Source organism: Paenibacillus sp. J22R232, from assembly GCF_056269165.1.
Genome location: NZ_JBWDNK010000004.1, coordinates 190,912 through 203,443, shown reverse-complemented (window position 1 = coordinate 203,443; position 12,532 = coordinate 190,912). Strand labels below are relative to the sequence as shown.

At 52.3% G+C, this 12,532-nt stretch carries 9 protein-coding genes; 4 read left to right on the top strand and 5 right to left on the bottom strand.

From position 1 onward, the window contains the following. Positions 1 to 28 precede the first annotated feature (28 nt). Positions 29 to 1,276: an ABC transporter substrate-binding protein gene (locus AC0YN3_RS14740; protein WP_475775784.1), complete on the bottom strand. Its 1,248-nt coding sequence runs from the start codon at positions 1,274 to 1,276 to the stop codon at positions 29 to 31. A gap of 27 nt (positions 1,277 to 1,303) precedes the next feature. Next, complete coding sequence (locus AC0YN3_RS14735; RefSeq protein ID WP_475775783.1) at positions 1,304 to 2,554, bottom strand: amidohydrolase family protein; 1,251 nt, start codon at positions 2,552 to 2,554, stop codon at positions 1,304 to 1,306. 247 nt (positions 2,555 to 2,801) lie between these two features. On the opposite strand from AC0YN3_RS14735, the gene AC0YN3_RS14730 reads away from it, so the two are divergent. Beyond that, entirely contained in the window at positions 2,802 to 4,484 is a 1,683-nt protein-coding gene (locus tag AC0YN3_RS14730) for a PucR family transcriptional regulator (RefSeq protein ID WP_475775782.1), read from the top strand. 1,877 nt (positions 4,485 to 6,361) lie between these two features. Here AC0YN3_RS14730 and hxlB read toward each other — a convergent pair. The 3 genes from hxlB to AC0YN3_RS14715 form a co-directional block, all read right to left on the bottom strand. Continuing rightward, positions 6,362 to 6,922: a 6-phospho-3-hexuloisomerase gene (gene hxlB / locus AC0YN3_RS14725; RefSeq protein ID WP_475775781.1), complete on the bottom strand. Its 561-nt coding sequence runs from the start codon at positions 6,920 to 6,922 to the stop codon at positions 6,362 to 6,364. Positions 6,923 to 6,927: 5 nt separating this feature from the next. Further along, the gene (gene hxlA / locus AC0YN3_RS14720) at positions 6,928 to 7,560 is read right to left on the bottom strand and encodes a 3-hexulose-6-phosphate synthase (protein WP_475775780.1); all 633 of its coding nucleotides are present in this window, start codon (positions 7,558 to 7,560) and stop codon (positions 6,928 to 6,930) included. Positions 7,561 to 7,689: 129 nt separating this feature from the next. Further along, positions 7,690 to 8,022 carry a winged helix-turn-helix transcriptional regulator gene (locus AC0YN3_RS14715; RefSeq protein WP_475775779.1) on the bottom strand — a complete coding sequence of 111 codons (333 nt, stop codon included), beginning with the start codon at positions 8,020 to 8,022 and terminating at the stop codon, positions 7,690 to 7,692. Between the two features lie 182 nt (positions 8,023 to 8,204). On the opposite strand from AC0YN3_RS14715, the gene AC0YN3_RS14710 reads away from it, so the two are divergent. From AC0YN3_RS14710 to AC0YN3_RS14700, 3 genes are all read left to right on the top strand, one after another. Continuing rightward, complete coding sequence (locus AC0YN3_RS14710) at positions 8,205 to 8,924, top strand: 3-ketoacyl-ACP reductase (RefSeq protein ID WP_475775778.1); 720 nt, start codon at positions 8,205 to 8,207, stop codon at positions 8,922 to 8,924. 249 nt (positions 8,925 to 9,173) lie between these two features. Further along, positions 9,174 to 10,187, top strand: coding sequence for an LLM class flavin-dependent oxidoreductase (locus tag AC0YN3_RS14705; protein ID WP_475775777.1), 1,014 nt, complete (start codon positions 9,174 to 9,176; stop codon positions 10,185 to 10,187). Between the two features lie 151 nt (positions 10,188 to 10,338). Next, on the top strand, positions 10,339 to 12,489 hold the full coding sequence (locus AC0YN3_RS14700) for a YhgE/Pip domain-containing protein (protein WP_475775776.1): 2,151 nt from the start codon (positions 10,339 to 10,341) through the stop codon (positions 12,487 to 12,489). Positions 12,490 to 12,532: the final 43 nt, after the last annotated feature.

The following is a 12,532-nucleotide window of genomic DNA, read 5'->3' as shown; positions in this document are numbered from 1 at the left end:
GTCCATCCCTCTTTCTTTGTTAAGTGACTTATTGCTTGTCGGAAATGACCAGCTTGCCGTCCTTCCATACGCACATCAGATACGAGTTCACATCGACAGCATCATGATTGTCAGGCGTGAAGGCTTGGTCCCAATCCTTGATTACGCCGCTATACGAGCCGAAACCCGTTTCAAGCGTATTTTTGATCGCCTCGCGGTCCTTTGCCAAGTCGCCGGTCAAGCCTGCTTTCTCGATCGCTTGGAAAATCATCATCGCGCCGTCATAGCCTTGCGCCGCGGAAGCAAACGTCGTCGGAATATGTCCGAATTTCGCCGTGAAGTCCGCCAAAAACACCTTTGCCGTCTCACGCGTTTGATCTACGTTGAAGTTAGCCGTTTGAATTGCATAAGTCCCCTCCGCAAGCTCCTTGCCTACCTCCTGCGCGCCTTTGTTCGCCATACCGTTCTCCCCTACGATCGGCACTTTCCAGCCGAGCTTATCCATCGCCTGCAGCACATAGCCGTTAGCTGCGCCTTGGCCGAATAAATATACAACTTCAGCTCCTGCTTCCTTCGCACGGTTAACCTGTGCCGTCATGTCTTTGTCCTTCGCGTTGTCGAAGGATTCCACGGCTACCGGCTTCAAGCCCTCCGCCTCCAGCACCTTTGTCATAGCTGCTGCGGCGCCTTTGCCGTAACCGCCATTTTCGTGCAGCACCGCAATATTGGTCGTATTGAAATGCTCCTTGATGAACTTGAGCGCGTATTGCGCCGTAATATTCGCATTCATCCGAACGCCGAACGTCCATGGCATGCCGGATTCTACCGACGCCGGTACGTTAGAGGTAGCGACCATGAACGGAAATTTCTCCTCCATGATAATCGGCGACTGCGCCAGCATGACCGTACTGTGGAACCCGCCAATTGCCGCCAGCACCTTTTCTTTCTGGCTAAAATCACGGATAATGCTTATGCCGCGAGTCGGGTTTTGCTCCGTATCGCGTACGACCAACTCCACCAGGCGACCATTAATGCCGCCTTTCGCGTTTATTTGGTCCACAGCTACCTGAACGCCTTGATACAGGTTAACGGAGTTCATCGCATTATCGCCGGTTGCTTCCGTGGACATGCCGATCAGAATCGGCTCTTTGCTTGCCGCTTCCCCGCCTGATTCCGCTGCGTTAGCAGGCTCAGCTTCCTTCACGTTGCCGTTTCCTCCGCCGCATGCCGCCAGCACCCACGCCATAACAATGACCAATAAACCTAACGTCCATGTCTTGCTTGATCCCTTTTTCATCCCAAACCCACTCCTCTATATGTTCTTTTATAAAAGCCCAAGTAATCTGCTTTCAACCAGCGTATCCGCCGTCTTTACGCCGCGTTTCCACACCGTGCGCCGCTCCGGCTTATCGAGCACAATATCGCGCTCGGTCATGGCAGAGAAAAGCACCATATCCGCTTCTGCCCCCATGCGGATGCCGTAGTCCTTCAAACCAAGCGCCTTGGCCGCACCCTCAGTCAGCATGTGAATCAGCCTGCATGCATCAGCCTCACTGCCCATGTAGGAGGTTACCGCCAGCAGCCATGCCGTTTCGAGCGGATCGGCCTTGCCGAACGGAGTAAACGGATTGCGCACATTGTTGACACCGATGACAACGTTGACGTCCTTCTCGAGCAGAAGCCCGACTGGCGTCAGTCCGCGCCGCGGCTTCTCTCGGTCGCCTCTCCCGTTGATGAATAAATCAGTCGCCGGGAGCGTCATAATATGAAGCTCTGCTTGCTTGATCAGCTCTGCCACGGATACTGCCCGTTCTTGCGGGAGCGAGCCAAGCGTTGTAACATGGCCTGCTGAAACCATGCCTTGCATGCCAGCTTCAATTGTCATGCTCGCGATGTCAGTTATGGCAAGCTGCTCGGGGTTATCCGAGAAATCGGCATGGAAGTCGATCGGCTTTCCGTATTTCTCAGCCATATTAAATACGAATCGCAAATGCTCTTGCAGGTTATCGTCTTGGTAAGTGATGCCACCGACCACATCGCCCCCAAGCCGCATCGCCTCATCCATTAGCTCTGCTGTACCTGGGCTTTTCGAAATGCCCTCCTGCGGGAAAACGACGATCTGCAGATCCAGTGCTGCCTTCACCCGATCCTTCAGCTCTAGCGCAGCCTCGAAAGCGGAAAGGCCTAGAATCGGATCAACCTCCGCATGGCAGCGCATATGGGTAACGCCGCTGCGGATGGCTTCGCGGATAACCGCAAGCGATCTCTTCTGCATGTCATCCTTCGTAAACCCATGCTTCATATCCGCAGTCATTTGAATCGCAGCCTGCAAGGAATTTGCTTCTTCTTCCATTCGGGAGAGCAGATACGCTTTCTCGAGATGGATATGCGGTTCAACGAACCCCGGCAGGAGCATTCCCCCGTTACCCTGTTCCGTTTGCAGCGCCGCCGGCTCCCCGTCAGCTCCGCTTGCGGCTAAGTAAACGATTTTTCCCTCGCGTACCCCAACGTCCATAAGGAACTCTGCTTTCGGCAGCCGCACTTCTTTGATAAGCAAATCGAGCAACAGCTTCACCTCTGATCCTATTTCGATGTGTACATAAATTCGCAGCCTGCTAAATAGCGTTCGTCTTTCGTTTGTGTCATGTTATCTAACATTATTTCACTTGAAAAAAGCATACCTTCTTACATCCTTGCTGTCATTGTTCGATAAGTCCAAAGGTAACCATGACGTTTGGATCATTCGTCCAGCGAACTATTTACAAAGGTTATAATTGATGTTAGTTTTTATATCATCCATTCAAACGAGGAGATGGACGAGAATGCTGCTCGAGCAATTGCTTTCCAACGCCATTTTTTCCAAGTCGCACATCATCGCAGGGCGAAGCGGAATTACGCGTGCCGTTCATACCGTCAATATTATGGATGCCCCCGACATCATCCATTTCTTAAGGCCCGGCGAGCTGCTGCTTACCAACGGCTATTTCATGAAAGAAAAGCCCGAGCTGCTGCTCGAGCTTATGACCAAGATGAATCAACTGAAATGCTCAGGACTCGCGGTCAAAACCAAACGCTTTGCGCTCAAAATTCCGCAGGCGGTCATCGATGAGGCCAATCGAATCGACTTCCCGATTATTGAGATATCCGCAGTCGAGCACTCGCTCGGTGAAATTTTGCAGCGTTCGACCAGCGTTATTTTGGATAACAAAAATGATGAGCTGCAATATTCGCTCACGATTCACAAGCGGTTTTCGACCATGATTATGAAAGGCGACGGCATTCCCGAAATTATAAATGCGCTGACGCAGCTGCTTGATTCGCCTATCATTCTGCTAAGCAGCAAATTGCAGCCTACCGCGCATTCGAGGCATTTCAAGCAGCCCGGACTGCAGCCGCTAATCGCCGCTGCCGAAGCTATGCTGAGCGGATTGCCGAACCTGCAAGCCTCGGCGCAGCTCTGTCTGATCGATCCCGCGCTTATCAAATACCGTTATGTGGAGCTGTATCCGATTTTCACCTACCGGCATGAGGGCTACCTCATCGCCTTCCAGCCTAAGCAGGCAGCCTCCAACCAATACGGCTTGACGCTGGAGCAGGCCTCCAATGTCATCGGCATGGAAATTACGAAGAGGCAAGCGGTGAAAGAGCGCTCGCGCCGCTATAAAAACGAATTTTTCTCCGATTTGATCGACGGCTTCATCAGCTCCGAGCAGGAGGCGCTGCATCGCGGCAAAAAATACGGGCTGAAGCCGCAGGGGACGTGGCTGCTGCTCGCCGCACGCAAAGACGAATCGACCGGTCTGTCTTCAGACATGCCAAAAACCACTGCGTCCTCCTCCGACGAGCGTCTGATTTCCGAGCGGGATTTGCAATATGAGCTGATCAAGCGCCATTTCGCCACATTAGGCGAAGTATTTGTTATGTTTACAAAAAACGACCTGTTCGGCATGCTTGTTTTTATCCAAGACAAAGAATGGGAAGAAGGGTTGTTCCTGAAGCAGCTCACTCTCATGACCGCTCAGCTGTACGAGCAATCCGGGCTCAGCATCTCGCTCGGCATGGGCAAGCCCGTTACGAATGTGCTCGATATCGGACTCTCCTATAACGAAGCGGTTAAAGCGCTGCAGATCGGCTATCAGATGAAAAAAACGAGGTTTATCCAGTCGTACCAATCCAAGGATATCAGTTATTTATTCCGAATGATCCCCTACGATGAGCTGAAGCAATTTCACGAGGAAACCTTTCACTGCTTCTCCGGCACCGAGGAAAGCGAGCAAAAAGAGCTGATGCGCACGTTGAATGTGTTCTATGACACGCAGTGCCAGCTCGTCGAGACGTCCAAGCAGCTGTTCGTGCACCGCAACACGGTAATCTATCGGCTAGATAAATGCGAAAAGCTGATGGGCATTAAGCTCAAAGACCCGGTTGAAAGCCTTCGGTTCCGCATCGCCTTCGCCATCGAGCCCCTTCTGCGGGCAGGAAAGGGCGAATCCTCCCTCCGATAGTGAAGTGCGATGGCCAATAGGAGATGCCGCTTAGGGGAGCATGACGTGAAGAACGGGAGGAGGTCTGCTGTGGAAGACTCTGCAATAATGAGCAGCCACTCCGGCCTTTGCGTTAACTTACGTCTCCTCTTCCTTGCATTTATGAACAGCTACTCTGGCTTTTGCTTTAACGCACACCTTTACTGCCTCGCATTAATGAGCAGCTACTCTGCTTTCGCGTTAACGCACGTCTCCTCTACCTTGCATTTATGAGCAGCTACTATGCTTTCGCGTTAACGTGCACCTCCTCTACCTTGCATTAATGAGCAGCTATTCTGCTTTCGCGTTAACGCATGTCTCCTCTACTTTGCATTAATGAACAGCTACTCTGGCTCTTCGTTCAGCTGCGCTTACTAAAAGCCGAAACGCTAAGGCTACAGTGTACTTTCTGCAACAGAAACCCGTATTTCTCGCCTGCTTGCCAGCTACGCTGCATAAAGTGCAACAGAATTAGCCTCTGGCTCTCTCTTTGCCTCGTATCCGGTTCATTCTGCTGCATAAACTACAACGTACGCTCTAAACTAACCGGATTTTGTCTGTTCCATTGCATAAACTGCAACGTAGACTAAGAGCATGCGATTCCAGCAAACCTAGCTAAATCGCCTTCGAGCCCCGTCCCTTCCGTTGGTAGGAAAGGGTGACCTCGTACAACGCTAGTGAAGTTCGATGCCGTCAAGGAAATACCTCGAAGGAGAGCATGGGTAGATAGGACGAAGGCAGGTCGGATGCTGAAGAATTTACATTAAGGAACAGCTCCTTTCGCTTTTGTATTGACGCGCGACTTCTCTGCCTTGCATAAATGAGCAGCCACTCTGCTTTTGCGTTAACGCGCGTCTCCTCTGCTTTTTCGTTAAGGTGTGTCTTCTAGAAGCCGAAACGCTAAGGCTACAGTGTACTTTCTGCAACAGAAACCCGCATTTCTCGCCTGCTTGCCAGCTACGCTGCATAAAGTGCAACAGAATTAGCCTCTGGCTCTCTCTTTGCCTCGTATCCGGTTCATTCTGCTGCATAAACTACAACGTACGCTCTAAACTAACCGGATTTTGTCCGTTCCATTGCATAAACTGCAACGTAGACTAAGAGCATGCGATTCCAGCAAACCTAGCTGAACAAACTACCACTTACAATATTGCTGAATGAGCCATAGTAGCTATACTAGTAGCCAGCTACCCCCCTCCACCACACTCAGTACATTCACTACATCCACTTCAACAAACTACTCCTCCATAATTGCCAAAAGAACGCTTGCAGCCATACCAGCTATACTAGTCATGCCAACAAGTAGCCAGCTTCTCCCCATCCACCACATTCACTACATCCACTTCGACAAACTACTCCGCCATAATTGCCAAAAGAACGCTTGCAGCCTTACCAGCTATACTAGTCATGCCAACAAGCAGCCAGCTACTCCCCATCCACCACATTCACTACATCCAATTCAACAAACTACTCCTCCATAATTGCCAAAAGAACGCTTGCAGCCATACCAGCTATACTAGTTATGCCAACAAGCAGCCAGCTACTCCCCATCCACCACATTCACTACATCCACTTCAACAAACTACGAATCACACTGAACCGCCTAACGGCAACGGTTAGATAATTGCACTTGCATAGAACAAAAAATTTTCTATAACGAAGCTCCATTCGCATGCTTGCTACTGCATCTCCGTACACAAAAAATGAGGCATTCCCGAGGTATTTATTACCTACCGAGATTGCCTCTTATCCATTATGATTTACTATTACTCCTATGATTTACTATTACTCCTATGATTCACTATTACACCTAGAATCAGCTCTACCTAGATAAAGCTCTTCCCCCAATGTCTCAGCTCTCACTCCAAATTCGCATGATTGCCGTACATCGCCTTGCCGCTCAGCTCCTGCTTTTCCATCAGGCTTAATATAACTGCATCGCCCACGATCAGCAGTATCTGCTCGAACAAGGAGCCCATAGGCTGTACTGTCGACGCTTCATGCTCCGCCTGATCCTTCGGCGCACCAGGCAGCTTGACTACAAAGTCAGCAATCCCGCCAATGGTCGACTCCGGAGCAAGCGTCAAGGCGCCTACAACCGCTCCAAGCGCGCGTGCCTTCTCCGCCATCGGCACAAGCGATTTGGTCTCGCCCGAACCGCTTCCGATCAGCAATAGATCGCATTTGCCCAAGCTGCGCGTGACCGTCTCGCCCACGACATACACATCAAGTCCCAAATGCATCAAGCGCATTGCGAACGCACGCATCATTAAGCCTGAGCGGCCTGCTCCGGCAACAAAGACGCGGCCAGCAGAGCTTACTGCCTCAGCCAAATACGCCAGCTGCCCCTGATCAAGCTGATCTGCGGCTCGCTGCAGCTCCATCAGTATAACCGCATAACCAGCAATGCTTCTTTTCATAGCGTTTACCCCTGCTTGATCAATTGCTGCATCTCGGATGCAACGGCACTCATGTCTTCTTGTCCAGTAATGCCGCCGCCAACGATAATCAGATCAGGACCGGCAGCGATCACTTCAGGCAGCGTACCCAGCTTAATTCCGCCGGCAACGGCTATTTTCGCGTTTTTGACTACGGACTTCAGCGTGAGAAGATCCTCAAAAGAGTTTTGACCAACGGCCTGAAGATCATAGCCGGTATGCACGCAAATATAATCAACGCCAAGCGCATCTACCTGCGCGGCACGCTCTGCCAAGTTTTTTACCGCAATCATATCGACTAGAATTTGTTTACCTTGCTTTTTGGCCTCTTCCACAGCGCCCGTGATGCTAGCATCCTCGGCTACGCCAAGAATGGTCACGATATCCGCGCCAGCTTCGGAGGCTTTCATTACTTCATAGCCGCCTGCATCCATAATTTTCAGATCGGCAAGCACGGTCATGTTCGGGAATGCGTTTTTTAACGCTTTTACTGCGTGCAGCCCTTCGTTAATGACGATCGGCGTACCGATCTCCACGATATCCACATAAGACTCCACTTGCTTAACGACCTCGATTGCTCCCTCTATGTTAACCAAATCCAGTGCTAGTTGTAATTTCATTTATTATCGCTCCTCATTCGTTTTTTCGTTCCGACAGCCCTTATTCTAGACCCTCTCAGTCAGAAAAAACAGTACGCACTTTTATGGAACGTAGTACCCATTTGGGTACTATGAGAAGCAAAAATCGCCTCACCCGCGCTGCTCGGAGAGCCTTTCCTGATGCTGCTCTCCCCACTGAGACATAACGTTTAGCAGCGCTTTTACGGATAAGCCATACTCGGTTAACGAGTACTCTACTTTAGGAGGCACCTGTACATAAACCTTGCGGTCGATGATCGCGTCCTCTTCGAGCTCGCGCAGCTGCTGCGTAAGCATTTTTTGGGTGATGGCCGGCATCTCCCGCTTCAGCTCGCCGAACCGGTGCGTGCCCTCAGTCAGATGGCACAGAATGACCGGCTTCCATTTGCCGCCGATGACCTTAAGCGTTAACTCTACCGTCTCTTTAAAATGCTGATCTCCCAACGTAAACGACTCCTTTTCAATATAAAAATGATACCTTCTTACTATAAAGTTGCTACTTGCTTTAAGTATGATGTAGCATAATAATTAAACCTAGCGTATGTGGAGCCTTCTTAAAAGGATATCATATCGTTGTGGCTATGTACGAATCACCCCCTACCAAACATTGAAGAGGAGAGATACCCTTGGAATTAAAAAATAGATCCGCTATTATTACCGGCGCGGGAAAAGGCATCGGCAAAGCGATCGCGACCGCACTGGCGGCAGAAGGCGTTAACTTGGGCCTAGTTGCCCGCACCAGCTCCGATCTGGAATCGCTGCAAGCCTCGCTTGCAAGTAATTACGGCGTGAAGGTTCACATCGCTTCCGCAGATATTGCGGTCAAATCTGAAGTGGACCAGGCTGTTTCCACGCTGAAAGAAAGCCTAGGCTCCATCGATATTCTGATCAATAACGCGGGAATCGGAACGTTCGGCACGCTGCTGGATATGGACCACGAGCAGTGGGAGCGCATTATCCAAACCAACGTGCTCGGCACCTATTATGTCACGCGTGCCGCGCTGCCAACGATGCTGGAGCAAAGCAGCGGCAGCATCATTAACATTGCATCCTCGGCAGGCGAGCGCGGCTTTGCGACAGGCTCAGCCTACTGCGCATCCAAGTTCGCGGTAATCGGCATGACAGAAGCGCTTATGCAGGAGGTACGCAAGTCGAACATCCGCGTAACTGCCCTTACGCCAAGCACCGTCAATACGGAGCTTGCTTCGAATGCCGGACTCAAAATCGGCGATGAGGATCGCATGATGCAGGCCGAGGATTTGGCCGAGCTTGTTCTAGCGGCCTTGAAGCTGCCGGATCGCGTATTTATCAAATCAGCAGGCATCTGGACCACGAATCCGCAATAATCGACAAGCCGAGAAAGCCCCGCAGCCGTACACGGCGTCGGGGCTTTCCCTTCAGGCGCACGCAAGTCAGTCACGACATCGAGGATTTCAATCGAGACATGCGCAAGTCAATCTCAGCTTTGAGGTTTTCCGTCGAGGCACACGCGCATGTCGATCACGGCATCGGGGCTTTCCCTTCAGGCGCGCGCAAGCCATTCAGGGCGAGGCAGATTTACTGCATTCGCTTATAACGAGGAGGCATATGTACCAATGACGATTTCGAATATTCCTTTATCCATACTCGATCTGGCACCAATCGTAACCGGCGGATCGCCCGCCCAGTCCTTCCGCAACACGCTGGATTTGGCGCAGCACGCCGAGAAATGGGGCTATCACCGCTACTGGGTGGCAGAGCATCATAATATGCCCGGCATAGCAAGCTCCGCGACCTCCGTCGTTATCGGGTACATTGCAGCCGGCACGGAAACGATCCGCGTCGGCTCAGGCGGCATCATGCTGCCGAACCATGCACCGCTCGTCATCGCCGAGCAGTTCGGCACGCTCGAATCGATGTATCCGGGAAGGATCGACCTCGGGCTTGGAAGGGCTCCGGGGTCCGACCAGGTTGCCGCCCGTGCGCTGCGGCGCGGCCTTGGCTCGAACGGCGAGGATTTCCCAGAGCAGCTGAACGAGCTGCGGCATTATTTCAACCCAACCGAGGAAGGCCGAGGCATCATGCCCCGAGCCGTTCCGGGCGAAGGGCTAGACGTACCGATTTGGCTGCTTGGCTCCAGCGGATTCAGTGCCCAGCTTGCCGGGCATCACGGCCTTCCGTTTGCATTCGCAAGCCACTTTGCGCCTGACTTCCTGGTTCCGGCCTTAAAGCTGTACCGCGATAGCTTCCGTCCTTCAAGCGTGCTCGATAAGCCTTATGCCATGGCGGGCATCAACGTCATCGCAGCGGATACGGATGAGGCTGCCGCTTACCTTGCAACTTCTCAGGAGCAAGCTTTCTTGAACCTGATCCGCGGGCGCATGGGGCAGCTCAATCCTCCCGTCGACACCATGGACGGACTTTGGACCGAGCAGGAGAAAGCGATGGTGCGCAAGCAGCTCAGCTTCACCATCTCCGGTACCAAAGCAACCGTCAAAGCGAAGCTGAATGCGATTATCGAAGAGACAAGCGTGGACGAGCTGATCGTTGTCAGTCAAATCCACGACCACAATGCGCGTCTCCGTTCCTTCGAGCTGCTCGCAGAGCTTATGAGCGAAGACCGTACCTAAATCAAATTACAATTTCAAAGGCAGAAGCTACAGCATAACAGCTGCGGCTTCTGCCTTTTTGAGCTGAACGCGCCATTATTCATTTATACCTTGGGTAGATCGCGGGCTATTAAGCAATACTAATATCAGCCATTATTAGGAGTGAGTACATATGAAACAAATATTCGCCATCTATGCCAAGGATCTTAGCGGCATTGCCCGCAACAGCGCTGCTGCCATCATCATAATCGGCCTCGCGTTCCTGCCCTCCCTTTATGCATGGTTCAATATCAAAGCGTCGTGGGATCCTTACGGCCAGACCAGCTCGCTTGCCATCGCCGTCGTTAACAACGACGAAGGCGCCGAGCTGCGCGGCACGCCGATCCAAGCCGGATATGAAATCATCGCTTCCCTGAAAGAAAATAAAAAGATTGGCTGGGTGTTTGTCGAGGAAAAACAAGCGATGGACGGCGTTAAGCATGGCGATTATTATGCCAGCATTACGATTCCGGCGGACTTCTCCGCGAAGATGGCCACCGTGCTGACCGACAATCCGCAGCAAGCGGAGCTCGATTACGCCGTCAACGAAAAGATTAACGCGGTCGCGCCCAAAATTGCCCAAAAAGGCGCAAGCGGCATTATCGAGGAGGTTCGCGCCAGCTTCGTAAAAACCGCAAATGAGACGATATTCCGCATCTTCAACCAAATAGGCATGGAGCTTGAGGAAAACCAGCCGGCTATCGAGCAGGTCCGCCAAACCGTATTCAAGCTGGAGTCGCTAATCCCGCAAATCAATGAAGCGGTAGCGCTAGCCGCAACCGATATCGAGAAATCGAAAAAAATAGTCGGCACGGTGCAAGCCGAGCTGCCGAAGGCTGCCCAACTTGCCAAGGATGGCGCAGCATTCACGAAGCAGCTCGGCCTTTTCTTCGAGCAAAGCACACTAGCGCTCGACAACGCAGGCCCGCTCATTAAACAGGATTTGCAGCTGCTGCTCGAGACGGCAGAGAGCATCCAGCAGCTCACCGCTATTTTGCAAGACACAACCATTGATCCCGCCGTCGTCCAAACGACGCTCGCGCTCGCGGAAAAACGGCTATCCAGCGCGGTTGCCGTGTCAGGCGGGATGGTCAAGCTGCTGGAGCGCTTGAACGCGCTAACCGATGGCAAGCAGCTAACCGCCATCATTGGCCGGCTGCAGCAGGCGAACAGCCGGTTCCAGCAGCAGCTGGAGCTGGTTTCGCAGATCCGCTCCGCCATTCAGAAGGGTGAGCAGCCGGCTCAGACTTTAATCGATCGTCTAAACTCGCTATCGAAGGAAGCTTCCGTAATAGTAACGGACGTCCTTGGCCGTTATGACAGCGAGATCCTGCCTCGCGTCAAACAAGCCGCGGATAAAGCGAAGCAGGCAGCGGCAAATGCGCAATCGGTGCTTGCGGAAGCAGGAAAAGCCGTTCCGGACGCCATCAGCATCGCAAATGATGCGGCTAAGGGGCTGGAGATAGGCGGCCGCGAGCTGGCCAAGCTTCAAGCTCGTTTGCCTGAGGCAGAGCAGCGGATCAAGGATTTTGCCGGGCGCATACGCGAGCTGGAGAAGGAAGGAAATTTGAACGAGCTTGTTGACCTGCTCAAAAATGACGCGGAGCGCGAGGGCGCTTTTTTCGCTGAGCCTGTCATCTTAAAGGAGAACCGCTTGTTCCCTATTCCGAATTACGGGTCCGCGATGTCGCCGTTTTTCACCACGCTATCGCTTTGGGTCGGCGCCCTGCTGCTCGTATCGCTGCTGACGGTCGACGTTCACCGCGCAGAGACGGCTTATCGGAGCTACCAGATTTATCTGGGCCGCTACCTCACTTTTCTGACTATCGCGCTTGTGCAATCGCTTTTGGTGACGCTCGGAGACATGTGGCTGCTGAAGGCTTACGTCGCCGATCCGTTATGGTTCGTGTTGTTCGGGCTCCTGCTGAGTGCCGTATTTATGCTGATTGTCTACACGCTCGTATCTATATTCGGCAACGTGGGCAAAGCAATGGCTATCGTGCTGCTCGTGCTCCAGCTTGCGGGCTCCGGCGGCACGTTTCCCATTCAGGTTACTCCGCCTTTCTTCCAAGCCATCCATCCCTTCCTGCCCTTTACGTACGCGATTAGCATGATGCGCGAGGCGGTCGGCGGCATTCTTTGGGATATCGTGGCTCGGGACCTGCTTGCACAGGCCGTTTTTGCCGGAGCTGCCCTGCTCCTCGGTCTCGCTTTGAAGAAGTGGATCAATCGTTATACGTTCAAAATGCTGGAAAAAGCGAAGCAAAGCGGGATCATTCATTAGATCTACATTTGACTCTCTCCCAATTTCCATGAATAATAATATT

Bases quoted from the DNA above. Each gene is read 5' to 3' on its own strand.
- hxlB (WP_475775781.1), bottom strand. From the start codon at position 6,922: ATGAAAAGAAGCATTGCTGGTTATGCGGTTATACTGATGGAGCTGCAG.
- AC0YN3_RS14730 (WP_475775782.1), top strand. From the start codon at position 2,802: ATGCTGCTCGAGCAATTGCTTTCCAACGCCATTTTTTCCAAGTCGCAC.
- AC0YN3_RS14705 (WP_475775777.1), top strand. From the start codon at position 9,174: ATGACGATTTCGAATATTCCTTTATCCATACTCGATCTGGCACCAATC.
- AC0YN3_RS14700 (WP_475775776.1), top strand. From the start codon at position 10,339: ATGAAACAAATATTCGCCATCTATGCCAAGGATCTTAGCGGCATTGCC.
- hxlA (WP_475775780.1), bottom strand. From the start codon at position 7,560: ATGAAATTACAACTAGCACTGGATTTGGTTAACATAGAGGGAGCAATC.
- AC0YN3_RS14740 (WP_475775784.1), bottom strand. From the start codon at position 1,276: ATGAAAAAGGGATCAAGCAAGACATGGACGTTAGGTTTATTGGTCATT.